The sequence below is a fragment of the Gallibacter intestinalis genome (genome assembly GCF_014982745.1).
Lineage (GTDB): Bacteria > Bacillota > Clostridia > Peptostreptococcales > Anaerovoracaceae > Gallibacter > Gallibacter intestinalis.
Genome location: NZ_JADCKA010000002.1, coordinates 70,001 through 93,454, shown reverse-complemented (window position 1 = coordinate 93,454; position 23,454 = coordinate 70,001). Strand labels below are relative to the sequence as shown.

At 37.9% G+C, this 23,454-nt stretch carries 20 protein-coding genes; 15 read left to right on the top strand and 5 right to left on the bottom strand.

Going from position 1 to position 23,454, the window contains the following annotated elements; translation table 11 throughout:
* Positions 1-10: 10 nt before the first annotated feature.
* Both dinB and INF20_RS01870 read right to left on the bottom strand, forming a co-directional pair.
* Positions 11-1,258, bottom strand: a complete 1,248-nt coding sequence (gene dinB, locus INF20_RS01875) for a DNA polymerase IV (RefSeq protein WP_226384696.1) — start codon at positions 1,256-1,258, stop codon at positions 11-13.
* Between the two features lie 24 nt (positions 1,259-1,282).
* Positions 1,283-3,853 (bottom strand): calcium-translocating P-type ATPase, PMCA-type, encoded by a 2,571-nt coding sequence (locus tag INF20_RS01870; protein ID WP_226384695.1) that lies wholly within the window; start codon positions 3,851-3,853, stop codon positions 1,283-1,285.
* Positions 3,854-4,177: 324 nt separating this feature from the next.
* Between INF20_RS01870 and scfA the strand changes: the two genes are divergently transcribed.
* The 7 genes from scfA to INF20_RS01835 all read left to right on the top strand — a co-directional run bounded on the left by scfA (position 4,178) and on the right by INF20_RS01835 (position 10,735).
* Positions 4,178-4,327, top strand: a complete 150-nt coding sequence (gene scfA, locus INF20_RS01865; RefSeq protein WP_226384694.1) for a six-cysteine ranthipeptide SCIFF — start codon at positions 4,178-4,180, stop codon at positions 4,325-4,327.
* Positions 4,328-4,456: 129 nt separating this feature from the next.
* Entirely contained in the window at positions 4,457-5,824 is a 1,368-nt protein-coding gene (scfB, locus tag INF20_RS01860; RefSeq protein ID WP_226384693.1) for a thioether cross-link-forming SCIFF peptide maturase, read from the top strand.
* A gap of 64 nt (positions 5,825-5,888) precedes the next feature.
* Positions 5,889-7,307: a polysaccharide deacetylase family protein gene (locus INF20_RS01855; protein WP_226384692.1), complete on the top strand. Its 1,419-nt coding sequence runs from the start codon at positions 5,889-5,891 to the stop codon at positions 7,305-7,307.
* 111 nt (positions 7,308-7,418) lie between these two features.
* Entirely contained in the window at positions 7,419-7,802 is a 384-nt protein-coding gene (locus tag INF20_RS01850) for a GntR family transcriptional regulator (protein ID WP_226384691.1), read from the top strand.
* The gene (locus INF20_RS01845; protein WP_226384690.1) at positions 7,799-8,692 is read left to right on the top strand and encodes an ABC transporter ATP-binding protein; all 894 of its coding nucleotides are present in this window, start codon (positions 7,799-7,801) and stop codon (positions 8,690-8,692) included. Before INF20_RS01850 ends, INF20_RS01845 begins: the two co-directional genes overlap by 4 nt.
* Entirely contained in the window at positions 8,673-10,328 is a 1,656-nt protein-coding gene (locus INF20_RS01840; RefSeq protein WP_226384689.1) for a hypothetical protein, read from the top strand. The genes INF20_RS01845 and INF20_RS01840 overlap by 20 nt, the downstream gene beginning before the upstream one ends.
* Positions 10,329-10,354: 26 nt before the next feature.
* On the top strand, positions 10,355-10,735 hold the full coding sequence (locus INF20_RS01835; protein ID WP_226384688.1) for a hypothetical protein: 381 nt from the start codon (positions 10,355-10,357) through the stop codon (positions 10,733-10,735).
* 20 nt (positions 10,736-10,755) lie between these two features.
* On the opposite strand, the gene deoD is transcribed toward INF20_RS01835, so the two are convergent.
* Complete coding sequence (gene deoD / locus INF20_RS01830; RefSeq protein ID WP_226384687.1) at positions 10,756-11,460, bottom strand: purine-nucleoside phosphorylase; 705 nt, start codon at positions 11,458-11,460, stop codon at positions 10,756-10,758.
* 95 nt (positions 11,461-11,555) lie between these two features.
* Here deoD and INF20_RS01825 point away from each other — a divergent pair, with 95 nt between their 5' ends.
* A complete protein-coding gene (locus INF20_RS01825; protein WP_226384686.1) occupies positions 11,556-13,265 on the top strand; it encodes an AMP-dependent synthetase/ligase in 1,710 nt (569 codons plus the stop codon).
* A gap of 176 nt (positions 13,266-13,441) precedes the next feature.
* Here the strand turns inward: INF20_RS01825 and rpsT are convergent, their stop codons facing one another.
* Positions 13,442-13,708: a 30S ribosomal protein S20 gene (rpsT, locus tag INF20_RS01820; RefSeq protein ID WP_226384685.1), complete on the bottom strand. Its 267-nt coding sequence runs from the start codon at positions 13,706-13,708 to the stop codon at positions 13,442-13,444.
* A 146-nt stretch (positions 13,709-13,854) separates the two neighbouring features.
* Between rpsT and lepA the strand changes: the two genes are divergently transcribed.
* The 5 genes from lepA to INF20_RS01795 all read left to right on the top strand — a co-directional run bounded on the left by lepA (position 13,855) and on the right by INF20_RS01795 (position 19,979).
* On the top strand, positions 13,855-15,666 hold the full coding sequence (gene lepA, locus INF20_RS01815; RefSeq protein ID WP_226384684.1) for a translation elongation factor 4: 1,812 nt from the start codon (positions 13,855-13,857) through the stop codon (positions 15,664-15,666).
* Positions 15,653-16,819 carry a radical SAM family heme chaperone HemW gene (gene hemW, locus INF20_RS01810; protein ID WP_226384683.1) on the top strand — a complete coding sequence of 389 codons (1,167 nt, stop codon included), beginning with the start codon at positions 15,653-15,655 and terminating at the stop codon, positions 16,817-16,819. Before lepA ends, hemW begins: the two co-directional genes overlap by 14 nt.
* Positions 16,820-16,846: 27 nt before the next feature.
* On the top strand, positions 16,847-18,343 hold the full coding sequence (gene glpK / locus INF20_RS01805) for a glycerol kinase GlpK (protein WP_226384682.1): 1,497 nt from the start codon (positions 16,847-16,849) through the stop codon (positions 18,341-18,343).
* A gap of 220 nt (positions 18,344-18,563) precedes the next feature.
* Positions 18,564-19,307: a VUT family protein gene (locus INF20_RS01800; RefSeq protein ID WP_226384681.1), complete on the top strand. Its 744-nt coding sequence runs from the start codon at positions 18,564-18,566 to the stop codon at positions 19,305-19,307.
* Between the two features lie 12 nt (positions 19,308-19,319).
* Complete coding sequence (locus INF20_RS01795) at positions 19,320-19,979, top strand: SDR family NAD(P)-dependent oxidoreductase (protein ID WP_226384680.1); 660 nt, start codon at positions 19,320-19,322, stop codon at positions 19,977-19,979.
* A gap of 68 nt (positions 19,980-20,047) precedes the next feature.
* Here the strand turns inward: INF20_RS01795 and INF20_RS01790 are convergent, their stop codons facing one another.
* Positions 20,048-21,589 (bottom strand): Na+/H+ antiporter NhaC family protein, encoded by a 1,542-nt coding sequence (locus INF20_RS01790; RefSeq protein ID WP_226384679.1) that lies wholly within the window; start codon positions 21,587-21,589, stop codon positions 20,048-20,050.
* Between the two features lie 225 nt (positions 21,590-21,814).
* Between INF20_RS01790 and hrcA the strand changes: the two genes are divergently transcribed.
* Together hrcA and grpE are read left to right on the top strand one after the other, a co-directional pair.
* Positions 21,815-22,858 (top strand): heat-inducible transcriptional repressor HrcA, encoded by a 1,044-nt coding sequence (gene hrcA / locus INF20_RS01785; RefSeq protein WP_226384678.1) that lies wholly within the window; start codon positions 21,815-21,817, stop codon positions 22,856-22,858.
* Complete coding sequence (gene grpE, locus INF20_RS01780) at positions 22,848-23,438, top strand: nucleotide exchange factor GrpE (RefSeq protein WP_226384677.1); 591 nt, start codon at positions 22,848-22,850, stop codon at positions 23,436-23,438. The genes hrcA and grpE overlap by 11 nt, the downstream gene beginning before the upstream one ends.
* Positions 23,439-23,454: the final 16 nt, after the last annotated feature.

Below are 23,454 nucleotides of genomic sequence, written 5' to 3'. Positions count from 1 at the left end.
TTAAAATAGCTCAATCATCATCATTATTTTTATTTGGCTCTTTGTATTTGATACCTATATCATTATTTACAGTTCTTCCAAAGCCTATAGAAGAACTTCCGTATTTATCTCTTATCATATCAAGGGTTCGTTCAACGGATTCAGCCCGTTGACGACGCTGTGTGTTTTCAGTATCAAAGAATGAAAGCTGCTGAGCTTCATTTTCATCCACAAGATTTATAGCTGTAACGGTTAATAATCTAATAGGTCTGTCTAAGGGCCAAAATGAGGTTATAAGCTCATATGAAGCAATACTTATATCTTCTGCTGTATTTATTGCCGCATCAAGCTGTTTTTGCTTTGAAACCACATTAAAGTCAGGATCTTTTATATCCACCTTAACTCCCCATGCTCTCATTTTATTTCTTCTAAGTCTGCTGGCTACCTTATCGCAGAGACCAGATAGGGCAGCCTTAATATCTTCACTTCCTGTAATATTTCTTGTAAAAGTCATACCGTGACCAACTGATTTAATTTTTTCTCTGTCTGAATAAAGACTGACAGGTTCTTCATCTAGACCGTTGGAATAATCGTACAACATGCCGCCATGTTTGCCTAGCATTGAAACAAGAAGGGGACGACTGGTGTTTGCAAGATCGCCAATTGTATGGATACCTGCGGTTTTAAGTTTATCAGCGGTTGCTTTCCCGACAAAAAACATCTCTGATATATCCATTGGCCAAATTATATTTTTGTAGTTTTCTCTTGTTATTACGGTGGTGGCATCGGGTTTTTTATACTCGCTGCCCATTTTCGCAAATATTTTATTAAATGAAACTCCAGCAGAAAGTGTAAGTCCTAATTCTTTTTTTACGATTTCTCGTATCTGATCAGCTATTTCCTTACCCGAACCAAATAGGGTGAGGCTAGCCGAAACATCCAGCCAGGATTCGTCTATGGAAAATGGCTCCACCATATCGGTATATCTGAGATAAATCTCATTAATCATTTTACTGTATTTTGAGTATTTATCATGATGGGGAGGTACGCATACCAATGAAGGACATTTCTTTTTAGCCTGCCAAATTGTTTCAGCGGTTTTTATGCCGAATTTCTTTGCTGGCTCATTTTTAGCAAGGATTATTCCATGGCGGCTTTTGGGATCTCCGCATACCGCCATAGGAATATTTTTATACTGTGGATAGTCCAAAAGCTCTACTGATGCGTAAAACCCGTTCATGTCACAGTGCAGTATTGTTCTGTCCTTTTTCCTTTCCATAGTTAATCATCTCACAATATTTGTTTATTTGTTTTCCATATGGTCTACGATAATTTTCTTTATCTGTATCACTACTGTCGGCAGGAAGGCAAGAAGTGCAATCCATCCAATCTGAGCCCATGAGAGCACTGCCACAGAGAATACTTCTTCCAGGAACGGTACAAAGAGTACAAGGCTGAGAAGTATAAGTCCCAGGAAGAATGCTCCTATAGTGTAAACATTAGTGGTTAAACCCAGTTTGAATATGGACTGCTTACCTCTTGAGTTAAAGCCATGCCACAATCTTGCAAGACAAAGAGTTGAAAATGCCATTGTCATTGCAGCCTCAGTGCTTGTTTCATATCCGATATAAAAGGCAGCCATAGTTGCAATTGCAATCAATATACCCTGGAATCCGACTTCACCAACAAAAGCTTTAGTCAGGATAGATTCATCTCTGCTTCTCGGTTTATCTTTTATAAGCTCTTCATTGCTCGGCTCCATGCTGATGGCAAGGGCAGGAAGGCTGTCTGTAAGAAGATTGATAAACAGCAGATGTACAGCGGCAAAAGGTGCCGGAAGTCCTGCCAATGAAGCATACAATACAGAGAAGATACCTGCAGCATTACCTGAAAGCAAGAACTTGATGGCATTCTTTATATTTGCATAGATATTTCTTCCGTTTAAAACAGACTTGATAATCGTAGCAAAGTTATCATCGGTAAGAATCATAGCAGAAGCATCTTTGGATACTTCTGTACCCGTGATACCCATTGCAATACCGATATCAGCCTGTTTTAAAGCAGGGGCATCGTTTACTCCGTCACCGGTCATGGCAACGATATGACCAAGTTCCTGCCATGCGTTAACAATTCTTATCTTGTTATCAGGGGATACTCTAGCATATACAGAAATGTGTGGAAGCTCCTTAGCTAGTGTTTCATCATCCATTTCGTCAAGCTCAGGACCTGTTATAGCTTTATCTCCATCCTGTAAAATACCTATCTTTTTAGCTATTGCAGAGGCTGTTACTTTGTGGTCGCCTGTTATCATAATAGGTTTAATACCGGCTTTAATACAGTCTGCAACAGCAGGAGCTGATTCAACTCTAGGAGGGTCCATTTCTGCTTCAAGACCGATAAAAACAAGATCTTTTTCATCGTCAAAGTTAAGTTCCTTTAAGGCGTCATATGTTTTCATGGCAAAGGCCAGAACTCTTAATCCCCCTGATGAATAATCAAAGTTTTTCTGTTTAATTTTTTCCTTTTCCTCTTCATTAAGAAGTGCAACCTGTCCGTTAGCATCGAGGAAATATCCACATCTTTCTATAAGCACATCCGGAGCACCCTTTGTAAACATAGTGATTTTGCCTTCCATATCGTGAAGGGTACTCATAAGCTTACGCTCAGAATCAAAAGGAAGCTCTCCGATTCTCGGATGAGTTGCCATCATTTCCGTGTAATCGTCGTTGTTGGCCATATAATAATCCACGAAAGCTGTTTCAGTAGGATCACCAAAGGTTTCACCATCAACGATAGCAGTGTCGTTACACATTATGGATGATATCAATAAAGTCTGCTTATTAGTAGGGTAGCAGTATACATCCTCAACAGTCATTTTATTTTGAGTGAGGGTACCTGTCTTATCAGAGCATATGATAGATACACAGCCTAATCCTTCAACGGCTTTAAGCTCTTTTACTATGGCATTTTCCTTCGCCATTCTTGATGTACCTATGGCCAGTGATATTGTAATTATCGAGCTAAGGGCTTCAGGTATTGCTGCAACTGCAAGAGCAACTGCAAAGAGTAGGGCATCCATTATGGTTTCGCCCCTGTATACGCTGAGTCCAAATACGAGCACACAGATTAAAATGATAATAATGGACAGCTTTTTACTGAAGTTATCCATATTAACCTGAAGAGGCGTCTTTCTCTCTGCTGTATTTGAAATAAGGTCGGCAATTTTACCAAGCTCAGTATCATGTCCTACAGCGGTTATAACAGCCAGTCCTCTGCCGTATGTTACAAGTGAGCTCGAAAATACCATATTTTTTTGATCACCTAATGCAACCTTTTCACTGTCAATGACAGAAGGATCTTTTTCAACGGCTTCTGATTCACCTGTTAGGGCACTTTCGTTGATCTTTAATGAGTAAGCCTCAAGCAATCTGCCATCACTTGGAACCACATCGCCGGCCTCAAGCTTAATAATATCTCCTACAACCAATTCAGATGCAGGAATTTCAAGCTGCTGACCGTCACGAATAACTTTGGCCACAGGTGCCGAAAGCTTTTTTAAGCTCTCAAGGGATTTTTCGGCTTTCACATACTGTACTGTACCAAGTATCGCATTGAGAGTAATTACCGCTAAAATTACAACCGTACTTTCCACATCACCGGTGGCAATGGAAATAAGGGCGGCGACAATAAGGATGATTACAAGAAGATCCTTAAACTGCTCTGCAAATACAAGCAAAGTACTTTTCTTTTTCTTTTCCTGAAGCTTGTTTTCACCGTATTTTTCTCTATGGTCGGTGACTTGTGCTTCAGATAGTCCGTCTGTGGAAGATTCAAATTCTTTTAAAACTTCTTCCGAACTTTTGTTGTAAAACATTCTTTCCTCCTTGATATGATGTGTGCATATAAACAAAAAAGACTTCAAACACTGCGGCTAATACGCCTATAAGTGTTTAAAAGTCTCGCCATTTAAAGTGAACGCGGGTTGTTAACCGTATTGACGCGAACACTGCATTATATGCCGGCTACTCCCTTTTAAAGGATAGCATATGATTTTTACTTCTTAATATTACTGCAATTTTTATTAGTTTGCAATATTAAGTTTTTATATGTTTTTGATAAAACTGCTAAATAGTAAAATTGACACAGACAATCTGTTTTGATACAATAATTTAGGAATTTTACAAGGAGGGCAATGACCATGAAAAGAATAAAAACTTTGGATACAAGAGATCTCAGAGCCAGCGTTAAAACAGGCGGCTGCGGTGAATGCCAGACTTCATGTCAGTCTGCAAGCAAGACATCCTGCAGCGTAGCTAATCAGAAATGCGAGCAGTGCAGAGATAAATAAGATCGATAAACAGATCCACAAGGTCGTTGTACTGAAAATGTACAACGATTTTTAATGTGTATAAATTCATATATAGTATGAATAGAATATAGATACTTGGGTAAAAATTACGAAAGGAACGGATTATAAATGATCCATCAGTATAAAAACAACGGATACAATATTATAATTGATGCCAACAGCGGCTGCATCCATTCTGTTGACGATGTTGCCTATGACATTATCAAACTTGTTGATGAAGGTATTGGCGACGCGCAGTTAATTTTTAATGAAATAAAAGATAAATATAATGATATTACCATCGATGATGTAACAGAGACACTAGAGGACATCGAATTGTTAAAAAAGGAAGGAAAACTTTTTAGCGATGACATTTTTAGAGACCTGGCACCTTATATGAAGGATAAACAGTCGGTTTTAAAAGCCATATGTCTTCATGTTGCTCATGATTGTAATATGAACTGTGGATATTGCTTTGCAGGAAAGGGCGAATTCAACGGACCAAAAGGGTTGATGTCCTTTGAAACCGCTAAAAAGGCTATAGATTTTCTAGTTGAGCATAGTCCGGGAAGAAGGAACCTTGAAGTTGACTTTTTTGGCGGAGAGCCCCTCTTAAACTGGGAAGTATGTAAAAAGACAGTTGAATATGCTAGATTAATAGAAAAGGAAAAGAACAAGAACTTTAGATTTACGCTGACAACAAATGGTCTGTTAATAGATGATGATGTTATCGAATTTTCTAATAAAGAAATGGGAAATGTAGTGCTTTCTCTTGACGGAAGGCCTGAAATAAACGATAACATGAGAAAAACTAAAAATGGCAAGGGCACATATGACCTTATAATCGATAAATTCAAGAAATTTGCAGATAGTAGGAATCAAAAAGACTACTACATGCGCGGTACTTACACAAAGTACAATCGTGACTTTGCAAAGGATATAATTCATATGGCTGATTTAGACTTTAAGGAGCTTTCCATGGAGCCCGTTGTATGCTCAACGGATATGCCATATGCTCTTACAGAGGAAGATATACCGGTATTAAAGGAAAATTATGATATTCTTGCAAGAGAAATGATCAAGAGATATAAAGATGGAAACGGATTTAATTTCTATCATTACACTATCGATTTCACAGGTGGCCCATGTATTTCTAAAAGAATTTCCGGTTGCGGCGTAGGTACTGAATATCTTGCTATTACTCCAGAAGGAGATATCTATCCTTGTCATCAGTTTGTAGGGGATGACAAATATAAAATGGGTAATTTAGATGATGGAATAACTAAAGGTGAGATTGTTTCTGAATTTAAAGGATGCAATGTTTATTCAAGAAAAGAATGTGATGATTGCTTTGCAAAGCTCTATTGCAGCGGCGGATGCTCTGCTAATGCATATCATATGAACGGTGATGTAAAAACTGTCTGTGAATTTTCATGTGAACTTCATAAAAAGAGAATAGAATGTGCCGTGATGATGAATATTGCACTTAATGAATAGATATGATAAACTCTTAAAGTCTATTAAAAACAAAAACTTTTATTTAAGTGATGAGGTAGGATGAATGAGAAGCGATACAGCCAGAAGAAGGCCAACAAAAAAGAGAAGGAAGAAAAAATCAGGATTCGGTTGCTTTATATTTGTAGTTGTACTTATTGTGATACTTGCTGCGGGGGGATTTGCAGCATATAAGTATCTAACAGCAAACAACTACGATAATGAAAGCGGTTTTGAAAGATTTGCGGATAGATATTTTTCAGCTAACGTAGAAAGCGATGACATCGGAGATGTTCAGACAGAGTATAACTACGGAGAATATGCTTCAAGTGCAATTCAGTATCCTGAAATAGGACTGGAAAATGTAGACGCAAGAATTTCACAGCTCATACAGGATGAACAGCAGTCCTTCAGATCAAAATACGGCAACAGCGGAGATGGTAAGGTCGCACAGTTAATCTGCTGCGATACATATAAAGGTGATCAAGGTACTGGAAGTGTTGTAGTTAAAACTGCTGTGCAGGAAGCTGATGATAAAGGCGATTTGCAGCAAGTTTCAAATACTGTAAAAACATTTACCTTTAATACTGAAAACGGTGCAGAGGTATTTTCACTTATGGCCTTTGAACCTGGCTACAGAGATCAGCTGGCTGACTTCTTTAAATCAAAGGGATTTGACAAGGCTGCCGCTGCAGATGTAGATTATGACAGATTTGCTCTAAATGGCAAGGATGCAATCTTCTACTTTGATGCAGGACAGGTTGAGGATATGGATTCTTTGACTGAAATCAAAGTAAAGAACGGTGATGTGGAAAATGTATTTAGAGATGAAATAGATTCTAGAGGTTTAGATCCATCAAAGCCTATGGTAGCAATAACCTTCGATGATGGTCCTAAAAAAGGCACAACTAACAGAATTCTAGATGCCCTCGAAAAGAACGGTGCTGTTGCCACATTCTTTGAACTTGGTGAAAATGTTGAAAATTGCAGTGATTCGGAAGAATATCTCAAGAGAATGGAAGAGCTTAATTGTGAAATCGGCTCCCACAGCTATAATCACCCAAATCTCTTCCAGATAAGCGATGCTGCCATAAAAGAACAGAACGATAAGACAGACGAGGCCATAGAAAGCAGATTAGGTAAAAAGCCTACTGTATACAGACCTCCTTATGGTAACGGTAATGAAAAGACAACAGAGATATTTGGCAAACCGGGTATATTGTGGTCAGTGGACACTCTGGACTGGAAATCTAGAAATGCTGCTTCAGTTGTTGAACAGATAAAGGGTTCAGGTAATCTTGATGGTAAGGTTATCTTGATGCACTCTATATATGATTCATCAGCAGAGGCAACTGAACAGATACTTCCATGGCTTCAATCCCAAGGATATCAGACGGTAACTGTTTCGGAACTTCTCATGTATAAATACAATGAAGATCCATCAGCTACTAAGTTCTATGGATATAACTACTTCTATCTTGATTAACTATTATTATATATACAGTGAGATTTAACGCGGCTTAATCAGAGCCGCGTTTTCTTTGTTGACAGTGTACTATTGTATGTAGTACACTTATTAAAGAAAAGGAGGAGCCGGATGTTCCAAATAGATCTAAAGAGTCACAAATCAATACAGGAGCAGATTACGGACAATTTTAAAGAGCTTATGGTTACAGGTGTACTTGCACCTGATGAAAAGTTACCGTCAGTAAGGGAGCTTTCCAAGATGATAACGGTAAATCCAAATACTGTACAAAAAGCGTATACAAAGCTTGAAGAGCAGGGATATATCTATGTAGTCAAGGGAAAGGGTTCCTTTGTTTCCAATGTAAAAAAAATGGATGTGGATGAGAGGGAAGTTGAAAAACTCACCAGAATTCTCAGAGAAGACATTAACAAGCTCTATTATACCGGCATAAGTTTGGAAGATGCTAAAAGAATAATAGAAGACATTTTAAGTGAGAGAGGTGAATGGAAATGATTAAAATCAGGGATCTTGTCAAAAGCTTTGATACAAAGGACAGAGTCCTTGACTGTGTTGACCTTAATGTAGAAAAAGGTTCCATATATGGACTTGTTGGTGTTAACGGTTCAGGAAAAACTACATTGATAAAACATATAATGGGTATTTTAAAACCAGATTCCGGTTCCATAAAAATAATGGGTGAGGAAATTTATGAAAATACTGCCATAAAACAGAAAATGGCATATGTACCTGATGAACTTTTCTTTTATCACGGCTTTTCACTTAAGGATATGTCTAAGCAATATGCATCATTTTACAAGGGATGGTCGTGGGAAAAGTATGACAGCCTAGTTTCTTCCTTTGGTTTAAATGAAAAGGAGAGCTTGCGCAGTTTTTCAAAGGGAATGCAAAAGCAGGCTTATTTTATTTTAGCTGTTTCCACTATGCCTGAAATATTGATCTTGGATGAACCAATTGATGGCCTTGATCCAATTGTGAGAAAAAGAGTTTGGAGCATCATAGTAGATGAGGTTGCAGACCGACAGATGACTGTTTTGGTTTCTTCTCATAACCTGAGGGAAATGGAAGGTGTCTGCGATGCCATAGGAATAATGAAAAATGGCAGAGTTCAGATAGAAAGAGATATAGATACACTTAAAACTGATATACATAAGGTTCAGGTGGCCTTTACATCTGAAGTGTATGATCCTTTTAAAGGCCTTAATGTAATTCATGAGGACAGCAGAGGTTCAGTTAAGCTGATTATCGCTAAAAACAGTTTTGAAGAAATAGAGGATATTATAGGTAGAAATAATCCAGCGGTTTTCGATGTATTGCCGCTTACTTTAGAAGAAATTTTCATTTACGAACTGGGAGGAGGCAAAGATGAACAGATATTCGTCTAACGGTATATTTTCTGCGGCTATACTTAAAAGCTGTTTGAAAAGATATATGCCTGTGATGTTCTTTGCAATCTTGTATTATGTGGTAATATACATCCTTCCGGAAGGTATAAATACAGGAGAACAATCATTTATCGCAGCGGATACAGAGTATGGTACTTTTGCTGGAATTAGAGTATACAGCTTTTTTATGCCGCTAATAGTATCTGTACCATTGTTTGGATTCTTACATAAAAAGAGCGCTACAGTATTTATTCACTCTCTGCCGTTTACAAGAATGCAAATATTTGCAAGCACTATAGTGGCAGGATTGTTGATTATTAATATACCAAATATTGTTCTAGCCCTTTACATTGCTGTAGCAGTAGGCGCCAAGACTGCCTTAAATGCTCTCTTGTTTGCTTTGTTATCATCATTATTTCAACTAGCCATATGTACAATAGCTGCGGTAGTAACTGGAACTTCAACAATGCACGTCGTTATGTCGTTCTGGTTTTCACTGTTGCCACAGAGCATTTACGGCGTAATATTGCTTTTTGCTTCATGTTTTCTAACTGGGTTTATGGCTAACAGCAACATAGGCAGTGTTGTTCTTGCAATGTCACCAATTACAAGTGAAAACTGGAGTTTTGTTTCTTTATCGACTCTTGTATATTTTCTTGTATCACTGATAATATATTTCGTCTCAGCGCTAGCATATAAAAGACTTAAACCCGAAAGATGTGACAATGCTATTACATTCGGTTGGGTTAAATGGGTTCTAAATATACTTGCAGGCATATATATGATGACCGTTATAGGTACCATCTTCTTTGTAGCCTATATTGACAGCTTTGTCATGATTGTCGCAAGCTTCTTTGGACTTATAATCGGAATCATTATAGGTTACATGCTGCTTAACAGAACCTTTAGGATATTTAAGGGCCGTTCGCTGGCTAATATGGCAATAATGACTGCAATAGGTCTGATTTTCCTTCTGTCTTTTGTGGTTGATATTTACGGATATGAGGGCAGAATACCATCTATTAATGAGGTTAAATCCGTAAAGATTGATGCCAGTGGTATCATGATGGACTATCCTATTGAAGATAAAGTTATGAACAAAGACTACAATGTTTTTAACGACAGGGATGTGATTTCCAATGTTGTAAAAATCCAGGAGGGAGTTTTGGATGGTAAATATAATGCTCCGCCTTCTGATAATGCTGATTGGGGAGAATACAGAAGCTTTGATATAACCTATAATCTTAAAGACGGCTCTACAATAAGTAGAAGATATACGCTGCCATATAAGGAAGTTGATGAATTAGGATATATATACGAATCAGGTGAGTTTAAGGATCAACTTTCCTTAAGCAATGCTAAAATGGAGATAACAGAATTTTATGTGACTACTGCAGAAGATGCATATGTTCATAAGAGGGATGTTACAGATCCAAAGCACATAGACGAACTTATCGAATGCATAAGCAAGGATTTTCATAACAGGACATATGAGGAGGAGATTGATTATACTGACAATCTCGGACTGCATATAGAGTATTATGACTTTTACTCGGATTATATAAATGTAAGGGACTGTGATACAAATACTATAGATTTTCTCTTAGAAAAGGGATATATTGAAAAGGTAAAATAATTTAACAATATAAAAAGGAATTAAAGATGACAAATATACTCGTATGTGTAACAAGAAAGCCTGAAGCTGCAATTCTGGCTGATGCCGGCATGGAACTTTTAAATTCCGAAGAGGATAAGCTTTTTATAGTTAATCTCTGTTCATATGAAACCTACTATATGAATCCTGAAACCAGAGACAGCAGCCTCGACCATCTTTACGCAAAGGCAGTGGAAACTGGAGCAGATTTTAGGATGATTAGATCAAATAATATCCTTCGCAGTCTTTATAACTATATTATAGAAAAGGATATAAACGAAGTTATAATCGAGGATGCAGGGGAGTTTAGAGTTTTAAAGGGCCTTGAAAAAAAGCTTTCTGATAACGGATATGATAAAGTAAACTGTAATTTTAAAGGACTGTCTTAAAAAACAGTCCTTTTTCATTGTTATCTCGTTGCCAGTTCCAAAGCAAATCTTATCATTTCATCATTATTTTTAACTCTTTCTTCAGCTGTAGCTTTTTCACCTGTGATGAAGTGATCTGTTATGCACATCATTGCTAGGGCATTTTTGCGATGATAAGCTGCATTCATATAGAGAGCTGCCGCTTCCATTTCCACAGCTAAAACATTCATTTTAGCCCATTTTTTCCACCAGTCAGGCTCCGTTTCATAAAAGACATCGCAGGAAACCACATTACCTGCAGTCATAGATAGATTCATCTCTCTACCTATATCATGGGCTTTAGATAGAAGCTTCCAGCTGGCACATGGTGCATAGGAATTAGGGATATTAAATGCATGCGAATAGTTTGAATCGGTAGATGCTGCAACGGCAAGAACAATATCTCCGTTCTTAATATTTTCGTTAAATGAACCGGCAGTACCGACTCTTATAAAGTTTTCGACACCGTATTCTGTCATAAGCTCCCAAGTATATATGCCTATGGACGGCATACCCATTCCCGTTCCCTGAACTGAAACCGGAACACCTTTATATCTTCCTGTATAACCAAGCATATTTCGCACATCGTTATATAAAACCGGTTCTTCAAGATAATTGTGGGCAATAAATTCGGCTCTCAGTGGGTCTCCCGGAAGGAGAATGCTTTCAGCTATTTTGCCTTTTGTGGCATTTATATGTATACTCAAAATCTCATTTCCTTTCTATGGTTATTTATAGTATAATGGCTTTAGTTATTATACTATAAATTGTGGATATATAACAGACATTTGGAGACGAACAGATGATAAGCGAAACTAAATTACACAAAGTTAGAGAATTAACCACCTTAAGAGAAATGCTGTATCAGTGTGATGAGCTTTTTGGAGAAAAAACTGCCTTTTTGGCTAAAAGAAAAAAGGGTGGAGAATATTTTGAAATCAGTTTTTCCCAGTTTAAAAAGGATGTCGAAGCTCTTGGAGCAAGACTTATAGATTTAGGACTTAAGGATTCAAAGATTGCAATTATGGGCAACAACTGCTATCAGTGGGTAGTGGCATATATGGCCACAGTTTCCGGTGTAGGAGTTGCAGTTCCAATCGATAAGGATTTAAAGCAGGAAGAAATAGTTAACCTTATTAAGGCGGCGGACTGTGAAGCTGTTTTCTTCACTTCCAACTACGGCAACTATTTCGAAAATATTGATATATCCCATAAGTTTGTAATGGATGCTTACCAAAATGATGAAAGTATGACAGCAGAGCATCATATATATAATCTTATTTTCCAGGGAAGAGGTCTTCTTGAAACGGGAAGAGATCAATTTGCCGATGTTACAACAGACCCTGAACAGATGGTTGAAATTCTGTTTACTTCTGGTACAACAGGTACTCCAAAGGGAGTTATGCTTTCAAATAAAAATATTTGTCATGTTATAAGAGGCGCCAATCAGGTAATAAATCTTAAAAAAGATGATAGGGCTCTTTCTGTGCTTCCTATACATCACACACTGGAATCCTCCATGGGTATACTCGCAGTGCTTTTTCAGGGCGGATCTGTGGCCTTCTGCGAGGGACTGAAATATATGCTTAAAAACATGAGAGAGTCAGAAGCAAGTCTTATTGTAGGAGTCCCTCTTATCATAGAGTCCATGTACAGTAAAATATGGAAGGAAGCAGAAAAGAACGGCAGTGAAAATGCAATGCTTAAAGCTGTAAGACTTAACAGAAGACTTATGACTTTCAAAATAGATAAGCGTAAAAAGATATTTAGCGGCGTTAGAAATAGATTTGGAGGTAATTTCCGTTATCTCATAAGTGGGGCAGCAGCAATAGATCCGGCAGTTTTAAGAGGCTTTATAGATCTTGGATTTGATGTTTCTCAGGGTTACGGACTTACTGAAACTGCACCATTGGTAACTGTTATTCCTGATTTTGAAAACGCATATAAAAAATCCGGATCTGTTGGACTTGCAATTCCTGGGGTGGAAATTAAAATAGACCAGCCGGACGAGGATGGTATCGGTGAAATCCTGATTAAAGGCGCTAACGTAATGATGGGTTATTACAATATGCCGGAGGAAACAGCTGAGGTAATAAAAGACGGATGGCTTCATAGCGGTGATTTAGGATTTATGGATCCTGATGGTTGGCTATATATTACTGGACGAAGCAGAAATATCATAGTCACAAAGACAGGTAAGAACATTTACCCTGAAGAAATCGAGGCTGTAATAAGAAACCTTGATTATGTAGTTGACTGTATGGTTTACGGAGTTAAGGAAAAGAACGAAGAAGAATATAGAATAACTGTACAGATTTTCCCTGATTATGAAGCTCTTGAAAAAGCAAAAGGTAATATGACCGATGATGAGATATTTGAGCTGTTTAAAGAGGAAATATATCAAATGAACAGAAAGCTTGCCAGCTATAAGAGGGTAAAAGATATTATCATCAGAAAAACCGACTTTATAAGAACGACTACAAGAAAGATTAAAAGAGGGGAGAATATTTAATAGAGCACTGTAAAATTGCACTGCGGCTAAAGCCGCGCAATTTATGTGCTTGTCCTACCATCAATTTCTCTTCGAGAAATTGGGTTAGGACATAGAAAAAACCGGCCTGAGACAAACGCCGGTTTTCTTCATATAGTGAGTATTTAACTTATACTCTTGTGGGGACGGATGAGATTTTAAGCGTTAGCTTTGTTGAATCTCTGATTGAGTCTCGACACTTTTCTGGAAGCTGCTTTCTTGTGGAAAACACCCTTTGCAGCTGCCTGCATAAGCTTCTTTTCAGCCAAAACAAGCTTTTCCTTAGCAAGAGTCATATCGCCAGCTTCGATAGCCTTATCGAAATCCTTAAGAACTTCTTTGATATGGTTCTTAACTCTCTTGTTTCTTGCTGTTTTTCTGTCGACTACACTGATTCTTTTCTTTGCGGATTTAATATTTGCCATTTAAACTTACCCCACTTTCTTTAATTTAATGCAATTCAATAATAAACTCGCATGTGATATTATATAACAGTTAACAATTGAAATCAACACAAATTTAATGTAAAATATAACACGAAATCCGTAAATTTCAACGAAGAGAGGAACTCATGGATCATTATCAGAAGAATATTAGAAATTTTAGCATTATAGCCCATATAGATCACGGAAAATCAACACTGGCAGACAGAATTTTGGAAAAAACAGGATGTGTTGCCAAGCGTGATATGAAGGAACAATTTTTAGATAATATGGACTTGGAGAGGGAAAGAGGTATTACTATTAAACTTCAGACCAGCAGACTCCTTTATAAAGCAAAGGATGGTCAGGAATACATATTTAACCTCATAGATACTCCGGGTCATGTGGACTTTACTTATGAGGTTTCACGTTCTTTAGCAGCCTGCGAAGGGGCTGTTCTTGTTGTGGACGCGACCCAGGGCGTAGAAGCTCAGACCTTAGCAAATGTTTATCTTGCCTTAGACGAAGATCTGGAGATACTACCTTGTTTAAACAAGATAGACTTGCCAAGCTCAAGACCTGATGAGGTGAAACAGGAAATTGAAGATGTAATAGGAATTGATGCATCAGAAGCACCACTTGTTTCAGCAAAGGAAGGAACCGGTGTGGAAGATCTTCTTGAAAAGATAGTTGAAGTAGTGCCTGCTCCATCTGGTAATCCGGAAGGTAAGCTTAAAGCACTTATTTTCGACTCGTATTATGATAATTATAAAGGCGTTGTAATATATGCAAGAATTTTTGACGGTATTGTAAAGGCAGGAGATACAATTCGCCTTATGAATACCGGCAAGAAATACGAAGTTACTGAGGTTGGAACATACTCTCCGGGACCTGTTCCTTGCAACGAACTTAAAGCAGGTGAAGTAGGGTATATATGTGCAAGCATTAAACAGGTTAGGGATGCAAGAGTAGGAGATACCGTTACATTAGACAACGATCCTGCAGATGCACCGCTTCCTGGCTATAAAAAGGCGCAGTCAATGGTTTACTGCGGAATATATCCTGCTGAAGGTGAAAAATATGAAAATGTAAAGGATGCCCTTGAAAAGCTGCAGGTTAATGATGCCGCTTTCAACTTTGAACCAGAAACTTCTCAGGCGTTGGGTTTTGGCTTTAGGTGCGGATTCCTTGGTCTTTTGCACATGGAAATCATCGTTGAAAGACTTGAAAGAGAGTTTGACCTAGGTGTAATTACAACTTCACCAAGCGTAATATATAAGGTTATCAAAAATGACGGTACTGAAATGATGGTTCAAAATCCAAGCAATCTGCCAGAACCGACATTGGTAAAACAGATAGAGGAACCTATTGTTAAAGCTGACATTATGATTCCAAAGGAATATGTGGGTAACATTATGGAGTTATGTCAGGAACGAAGAGGTAAAATGATCCATATGGAATACATTACCGAAAACAGGGTTCAGCTTCATTATGAAATGCCTTTAAACGAAGTTATTTATGACTTCTTTGATGCGCTGAAATCAAAGACTAGGGGATATGGCTCCCTTGATTATGAATTTATACGCTATGAGCCTTCAAAGCTTGTTAAAATGGATATTTTACTTAACAAGGAGCTTGTGGATGCCTTCTCTATGATAGTTCACGAATCAAAGGCTCAGGCAAGAGGAAAGTTCGTATGTGAAAAACTCAAGGAAGTAATTCCTATGCATCAGTTTGAAGTGCCTATTCAGGCTGCAATTGGACAGAAGGTTATTGCGAGAACAACTGTAAGAGCTTACAGAAAAGATGTAATAGCCAAGTGCTACGGTGGTGACATTTCCCGTAAGAAAAAGCTTCTTGAAAAACAGAAGGAAGGAAAAAAGAGAATGAGGCAGTTCGGTAAGGTGGAGGTTCCTCAGGAGGCCTTTACTGCCGTACTGAAATATGATGATAACAAATAAAAAGAATATCGGATTATACATACATATACCATTCTGTGAAAGAAAGTGCGATTACTGCGGCTTTCTTTCTTTTCCTATGAAGGAAACAGAGCGTAGCACCTGTATAGACTTTCTGCTTAAAGAGCTAAAACAGAGAGGCAATAAGCCATACATCCAGGATAAAATAGTGGATACGGTATTCATCGGAGGAGGTACGCCTTCTCTTTTATCCGGCAGTCAAATGGATCAGCTTCTCACAACAATAAAAGAAAGCTATAATTTAGCTGAGGACACTGAAATAACTTGTGAAGCCAATCCTAATTCACTAACAAATGATAAACTTAAAGATTATAAAAGTTCTGGAATAAACAGATTGAGCATCGGGATTCAGTCCTTTAATGATGAAGTTTTAAAAGCATTGGGCAGACTACATAATAGTGAGCAAGGAATTACAGCCTTTAAAGAAGCAAGAAGGGCAGGATTTAATAATATCAATATCGATATTATGTTTGCTCTTCCTAATCAGGATATGTCACTATGGAAAGATACTTTAAATCAAGCCGTTTCATTGGGGCCTGAGCATATATCCTTTTACGGGCTACAAATTGAAGAAAATACGCCTTTTTACGAGAGATATAAAAATGACAATTTAAATTGTGTCGATGATAAGGAAGCAGACAGGATGTATCTTACTGCTTGTGAAGCTTTAAAAATAAACGGTTTTGAGCATTATGAAATATCCAATGCGGCAAAACCTGGCTACAGATGTAGGCACAACCTTAAATACTGGGATATGTCATATTTTGCAGCAGTAGGTCCTGGAGCATCAGGATATATAGACGGATTTAGATATGAAAATCCTTCGGTTATAAAAACATGGAAAGACAAAATTAAAAACGGACATATTGCTGATTTAAATATCAAAGATAAAGAAAATATTAAAGATGCAATGTCAGTATTTTGTTTCACATCATTGCGCACGTCCGATGGTATAGATACAAAGGAATTTGAAAAAAAGTTTGGATTAAGCATATTCAAAGCATTTCCGAATATTGAAAATATAATATATAATTATGTAAACAATGGTTTGATAAATATTTCTTCAGATGGGCATATCACTCTTACTGAAGAAGGTTTTCTAAAATCAAATGATTTTATGTGTGAATTCGTATAGTTTTAAAATAAAGTAAAGGATGAGCTTATGAAAAAATATGTTATGGCCTTTGATGAAGGTACTACAAGTGCAAGATGTGTGCTTTATGACAGAGAGGGGAATACCGTAAGCACTGCTCAGAAGGAATTTAAGCAGATATTTCCGCAAAATGGTTGGGTAGAACATGATCCTATGGAAATCTGGTCTGTACAGATAGGAGTAGCACAGGAGGCCATGTATAAGATCAACTGTACATTTAAAGATATTGCTGCCATAGGAATAACAAACCAAAGGGAAACAACAGTTGTCTGGGACAAAAATACAGGCGTTCCTATATACAATGCAATAGTATGGCAATGTCGAAGAACAGCTGAATACTGTGATAGTTTAAAAAATGCCGGTAAAACGGATATGATAAAAGAAAAAACAGGCCTGCTAATCGACCCATATTTTTCTGCAACAAAACTCAGATGGATACTAGAAAATGTCCATGGCGCAAGAGAAAAGGCTGCAAAAGGAGAGCTTTTATTTGGAACCATAGAAACATGGCTCATATGGAAGCTGACTTCCGGGCGTGTACATGTTACGGACTACACAAATGCAGCCAGGACAATGATGTTTGATATTCACTCACTTAAATGGGATAAGGAAATATTAGAACTTCTCAATATACCTGAAAGTATGCTGCCACAGCCTGTTCCTTCGTCATCTGTTTACGGATTTACAGATGCACATATTTTCGGCGGAAAAATTCCTATCGCTGGTGCTGCAGGAGATCAGCAAGCTTCTCTATTTGGACTTAACTGTTTTGATGAAGGCGACTGCAAGATGACCTACGGTACAGGCGGATTTATGCTTATGAATACAGGCAACAGACCTGTTAAAAGTGAAAACGGCCTACTCACAACCATAGCATGGGGGATTGAAGACAAAGTAAATTATGCCCTTGAAGGATCTGTGTTTGTAGCAGGTGCAGCTGTTCAGTGGCTTAGAGATGAACTGGGAATAATCAAAAATTCAGCTGAAACGGAGAAAATGGCCATGTCAGTTTCAGATACCAATGGAGCGGTATTTGTACCAGCATTTACAGGTTTAGGAGCACCTTACTGGGACCCATACGCTAGAGGAGCTATATTCGGGTTATCCAGAGGAACAAATAAAAATCATATAGCAAGGGCTGTCCTCGAATCATTAGGCTACCAGACAAAGAATTTGGCCGAAGCTATGGCTTCAGATTGTGGTACCTCCCTTAAGAAAATAAAAATAGACGGAGGGGCGGCCGCTAATAATTTCATTGCAGGCTTTCAGGCTGATATAACAGGCTGCGATATAGTAAGACCGGCATGCATTGAAACAACATCCTTGGGAGCAGCTTACCTTGCAGGCTTGGCAACGGGCTATTGGAAGAATATAGATGATATTAAGGAAAATTTTGCTGTAGACAGGGTATTTCATCCTAATATGAGCGAGGATGAAAGAAATAAATGCATAAGTAAATGGAATGAGGCCGTAAAAAGAACTAAAGGCTGGATAAAATCATTGTAATCCTAAGCGCTTTCATATATAATATGTCAGTGTTAAAAATTAAATTCATCATAAGATGACGACAGTTCGTTTGTACCATCCTGTCGTAAAACAAAACCAGGACTGCTTTTCTAATATAAAACAAAGTGGCTTTGCGTTTTGCAAGGCCATTTTTTATAAAATGTACACCTGTTAATTTTCAGGAAGCTAAAGCAGCTCTGGTAAATAAGGAGAGATTTACATGAGAGAAAAGGTTTCCTGGTTTAAAAGAGAGAGAATAGAAACAGCTTTGCTTTTGCAATGTATTCCTGCAACAACGGTGTCATTATTTGTTGTAAGCGTTATTTGCATGAATCTATTGGCCAATAAAACGCTGATACAAACCCAATGGATTGCCCTTGACGGAGGCATCTTAATATCCTGGCTATCGTTTATGTGTATGGATATAATTACAAAGCACTTCGGTCCCAAGGCTTCCAGTAAAATCGCAATACTAGCATCTTGCATCAATCTAATGACATGCCTAATATTTTATATTGCAAGCGCTATTCCATCAAATGCTGATGATTATTCTGCTTTAGATAGGATTTTGGGAGGAACATGGTTCATACTGCTGGGAAGTACCGTGGCTTTTTTGGCGTCAGCTGTGATAAATAACTTTTTAAATTGGACCATAGGTAAGGCTTTTATCGACAATCCAGACGGAGGAAAGGCCTTTGCCGCTAGATCATATATTTCAACCTTTATAGGGCAGTTTATGGACAATCTGATATTTTCTCTAATCGTTTTTGTGGGATTTGCTCCAATTTTTTGGGACGGTTTTCACTGGACTGTAATTCAGTGTATAACATGTGCTCTTACTGGCGCAGTGGCGGAATTGATAATGGAAATTGCATTTTCACCTATTGGCTATAAAATTACACAGAATTGGAAGAAAAGAAATATCGGTAAGGAATATATAAAATATATGAATAGCACTAGATAAGGAAAGCAGGTAATGAAAATGAAAGTACTTATAACCGGAACTTCCCAAGGAATTGGAAGGGCAATATGCCAACTGTTTTTAGATAAAGGACATGAAGTCATCGGCTTTGACAAAAATGAAGGAAATATAATAAATGATAATTACACCCATTATCAGATAGATATAAGAGATTATGATAAACTTCCAGAAATATCTAGAGTAAATATTTTAATAAACAATGCTGGAACTCAAAATGAAGATGATATAGATACAAATTTAAAAGCTTTAATTCATCTAACTGAAAAATATGGAGTGCAACAGGATATACATTCGATTTTAAACATAGGCTCTGCCAGTGGACATACAGGCTCTGAATTTCCCGAATACTGTGCAAGCAAAGGCGGTGTTATAGCTTACACCAAAAATGTTGCATTAAGAGTCGCTGAGTTTGGTGCAACTTGTAATAGCCTTGATCCTGGCGGTGTTTTAACTCCATTAAATAAACCGGTTATGGAGGACGATAAGCTTTGGGCACAGATTATGAATGAAACCCCATTGGATAGATGGGCAACTCCTGAGGAAATAGCTCAGTGGGCGTACTTTCTCACTATGACCAATTCTTTCTGTACAGGACAAAGCATAGTTGTAGACGGAGGAGAGTCTATAAAGCATAATTTTATATGGGTCTATTAAAATCAAAAACTCGCGGAAATGTCATGATAATCCGCGAGTCTTTTTATAGTTTAAACTATGGTAAGTACCTAATTTTGACCGTTCTTTTTTAATGTAAGCTTATTGATTACAAAGAGCAGTATTGCCAATGTAAGCAGACCTGAACCTAAAGTAGCTACAATGCTAAATCCAGTAAATGCAGATACGAGATATCCAACAGCACAGGATACTGCTACTGTAATCGCATATGGTATCTGCGTTGATACATGATCCATATGATTACAATCTGCACCAGTAGAAGAAAGAATAGTCGTATCTGAAATAGGTGAACAGTGGTCACCGAATACAGAGCCGCCCAATGTAGCTGCAAGAGTAGCTGTCATAAGCGACGGATCTGTAGCCATGGATTCTTCGCAAATGAGAATTACTATAGGAATAAGTATTCCGAATGTGCCCCAGGCCGTACCCATTGAAAATGAAAGGAATGCAGCCACAAGGAAAATAACAACAGGCAGGAATTGCAGAGGGAAGCTGCTTCGTTCAACTACGCCTCCAATGTATTCTCCTGTAGAAAGAAGATCTCCACATACACCTGAAATCGTCCAAGCTAAAACCAAAATTGTAATGGCAGGAACCATCATCTTTATACCGTCGTTAACACTTCCCATGAAATCCTTAAATGTAAGTATTTTTCTCGGCAAATAGAGTACAAAGGTAACAACTATAGCGCCAAAGCCACCAAATACTAAGGACCTGGATGAGTCACAGTTACCGAAAGCCTCAACGATGTTTACACCTTCACCGGAGAAAAATCCGCCAGTATAAAGCATAGCTGCCAGAGAAAGTAAAATAAGAGATATTATAGGTATAAGAAGGTCCTTAACCTGTCCCTTTGAATCATCTGTTTTAGCTACTGCTTCGGAATTAAGAGCACCTAACTCGTTTTCGAGCTCTGCTCTTCTTTCAATTTCTCTCATAGGACCATAGCTTATCTTAGTTACAGCCACTACAACAACCATTGTTATTGTAAGAAGAGCATATAGATTTAAAGGTATTGTGGCGATAAAAGCCATAATATCGCTTTCAAAAATTCCAGCGCCGGAAAGGGTAGAGCCTACCGCTGCCGCCCACGATGAAACAGGGGCTATAATGCAAACCGGAGCTGCCGTTGAATCTATAAGATATGCCAGTTTTGCACGGGCAATACGATATTTGTCGGTTACAGGTTTCATAACAGTACCAACAGTTAAACAGTTAAAATAGTCATCCACAAAGATTATAAAACCCAAAAGACCAGTTGCTAGCTGAGCCATTTTTTTATTTTTAATTTTTGTTGCCGCCCATACACCATAAGCCTGAGAGCCTCCGCCTGCTGTAACCAGTACAACGAGAATTCCCAAAAGTGATAGGAACAAAATCATCATCGCGTTGTCTCCGATTTTCTGAGCCATAAGGGAAAAGGTAGCATTAAGACCTCCCATAAATCCCAGATCTGAGCAGAACGCATATGTGAAGGTTCCAAAGAAAATACCCACAAGTAAGGAAGAAATTACTTCCTTTGTTATAAGCGCCAGTGCAATGGCGATAATAGGGGGCAATATAGATAGTATGCCTACATCAATTGCTTCCATTAGTTAAACTCCTTTCATTTATTACACCTCTTAAACTATACAGTATCTAATCTTTTTATGCAATTTAAAATGTCGTATTAAACACGAAAAGTATATCACAGCAACTTTCATATCTGTCACAAAACTTTTTTCTTATTTTAGTTGACATAGAAATAAATGAGAGTATACTAAATATTGTAGTTAGCACTCGTAGATAATGAGTGCTAATAATAAAGGAGAATGATTATGGAACTGAACGAGAGAAAACTAAAAATACTTCAGGCCATAATAGGCGATTTCATAACGACGGCTGAACCTGTTGGTTCCAGAACACTGTCCAAGAAATACGATTTAGGTGTAAGTCCTGCTACAATCAGAAATGAAATGGCGGATTTGGAGGAAATGGGTTTTCTGACACACCCACATACCTCTGCAGGAAGAGTTCCTTCTCAGAAGGCATACAGACTGTATGTAAATGAGATAATGAAAAAAAGAGAACTTTCCAATGACCAGAAAAAGATAATCGTAAATGAGCTACACGAAAACTTTACAGAGCTGGATAGAACACTGGAAAGAGCAGCAAAGATACTTTCTCAGATTACAAATCTGACATCCTTTGCGATGACACCAAGCGTTGAGAGCGATAAGCTCAAGTGCGTAAATGTCCTTCCATTGGATGAGGATAGCGTAATACTGATGATTGTTGCAGATTCAGGCAAGGTTTCAAATACCGCTTTGAGATTAAAGCATCCATATACTGAGGAAATGCTCAGGATACTTTCAAAATCCATGACTTATTCCTTTAAAGGAAAAACCATTTCCGAAGCATTGAGAAGCGATATAATCTCGTCTTTTGAAACAGATGCTGCCGCCATGAACGCTCTGGCTCAAAATATAATGCCTGATTTTATAAGGACCCTTGAAGAGATGCTTAATGTAAACCTGTATATGGACGGCGTTAAAAATATATTTTCGATGCCTGAATACAGAGATATAAGCAGAGCAAGGGATTTTATGGAAATGATAGACCGTAAGGATGAGCTTGTCAGAAAGCTTGCCACAAGAGATGACGGAATAATCATTACCATAGGTACGGAAAATGATGATGACAGCTTAAACGACTGCAGCCTTATAACAGCTACATACCATGTGGATGGAAAGCTAGTCGGTAAGCTGGGAGTAATAGGACCAACCCGTATGAAATACGGTGAAATCACTTCGGTTATAGAATACCTCACCGAAAACCTCACAAATTCATTTAGACTCACAGGAGGCAAAGATGACGAATAAAACTGAAAAGGATCAGAATGTTCAAATGCCTGAAAATGAAAACATTCAGAATGAAGAACAACTGAAAGAAGAACCTGAAGCAGAAGAACAGGAACCAAAAGACACAAGCGGGGCATATGATGAAGGTTCAGAAGAAAAAGAAGAAACTTGTGAAGAAACAAAGGAAGATGAAGATCTTAACACTAAGTATCTGAGGCTCATGGCTGATTTTCAGAATTACAAAAAGCGCACTGAAAAGCAAAAAAGTGAAATTCATGCCTACGCCAATGAAAAAATCGTCTTAAAGCTAATTGAAGTTATGGACAATTTTGAAAGAGCTCTTGGAGCTGATGCTTCAGAAGGAGACAGTTTCAAACAGGGAATCGAAATGATTTTTAAGCAGCTAAGCGATGTACTTACTGATGCCGGTGTTAAAGAAATTGAAGCAGAAAGCACTGTTTTCGATCCTAACTTCCATAACGCAGTAATGATGGAAGACACAGACAAGGTCGAAAGCGGCATGGTAAGCGAAGTCCTTCAAAAGGGCTACACATTAAACGGCAAGGTCATAAGACCTGCAATGGTAAAAGTCGCTAATTAAAGCGCTTATTAAATAG

What these genes read in the sequence shown, in the direction of transcription:
- dinB (WP_226384696.1), bottom strand. Translation starts at nt 1,258, where the DNA reads ATGGAAAGGAAAAAGGACAGAACAATACTGCACTGTGACATGAACGGG.
- INF20_RS01870 (WP_226384695.1), bottom strand. Translation starts at nt 3,853, where the DNA reads ATGTTTTACAACAAAAGTTCGGAAGAAGTTTTAAAAGAATTTGAATCT.
- scfA (WP_226384694.1), top strand. Translation starts at nt 4,178, where the DNA reads ATGAAAAGAATAAAAACTTTGGATACAAGAGATCTCAGAGCCAGCGTT.
- scfB (WP_226384693.1), top strand. Translation starts at nt 4,457, where the DNA reads ATGATCCATCAGTATAAAAACAACGGATACAATATTATAATTGATGCC.
- INF20_RS01855 (WP_226384692.1), top strand. Translation starts at nt 5,889, where the DNA reads ATGAGAAGCGATACAGCCAGAAGAAGGCCAACAAAAAAGAGAAGGAAG.
- INF20_RS01850 (WP_226384691.1), top strand. Translation starts at nt 7,419, where the DNA reads ATGTTCCAAATAGATCTAAAGAGTCACAAATCAATACAGGAGCAGATT.
- INF20_RS01845 (WP_226384690.1), top strand. Translation starts at nt 7,799, where the DNA reads ATGATTAAAATCAGGGATCTTGTCAAAAGCTTTGATACAAAGGACAGA.
- INF20_RS01840 (WP_226384689.1), top strand. Translation starts at nt 8,673, where the DNA reads ATGAACAGATATTCGTCTAACGGTATATTTTCTGCGGCTATACTTAAA.
- INF20_RS01835 (WP_226384688.1), top strand. Translation starts at nt 10,355, where the DNA reads ATGACAAATATACTCGTATGTGTAACAAGAAAGCCTGAAGCTGCAATT.
- INF20_RS01825 (WP_226384686.1), top strand. Translation starts at nt 11,556, where the DNA reads ATGATAAGCGAAACTAAATTACACAAAGTTAGAGAATTAACCACCTTA.
- rpsT (WP_226384685.1), bottom strand. Translation starts at nt 13,708, where the DNA reads ATGGCAAATATTAAATCCGCAAAGAAAAGAATCAGTGTAGTCGACAGA.
- lepA (WP_226384684.1), top strand. Translation starts at nt 13,855, where the DNA reads ATGGATCATTATCAGAAGAATATTAGAAATTTTAGCATTATAGCCCAT.
- hemW (WP_226384683.1), top strand. Translation starts at nt 15,653, where the DNA reads ATGATAACAAATAAAAAGAATATCGGATTATACATACATATACCATTC.
- glpK (WP_226384682.1), top strand. Translation starts at nt 16,847, where the DNA reads ATGAAAAAATATGTTATGGCCTTTGATGAAGGTACTACAAGTGCAAGA.
- INF20_RS01800 (WP_226384681.1), top strand. Translation starts at nt 18,564, where the DNA reads ATGAGAGAAAAGGTTTCCTGGTTTAAAAGAGAGAGAATAGAAACAGCT.
- INF20_RS01795 (WP_226384680.1), top strand. Translation starts at nt 19,320, where the DNA reads ATGAAAATGAAAGTACTTATAACCGGAACTTCCCAAGGAATTGGAAGG.
- INF20_RS01790 (WP_226384679.1), bottom strand. Translation starts at nt 21,589, where the DNA reads ATGGAAGCAATTGATGTAGGCATACTATCTATATTGCCCCCTATTATC.
- hrcA (WP_226384678.1), top strand. Translation starts at nt 21,815, where the DNA reads ATGGAACTGAACGAGAGAAAACTAAAAATACTTCAGGCCATAATAGGC.
- grpE (WP_226384677.1), top strand. Translation starts at nt 22,848, where the DNA reads ATGACGAATAAAACTGAAAAGGATCAGAATGTTCAAATGCCTGAAAAT.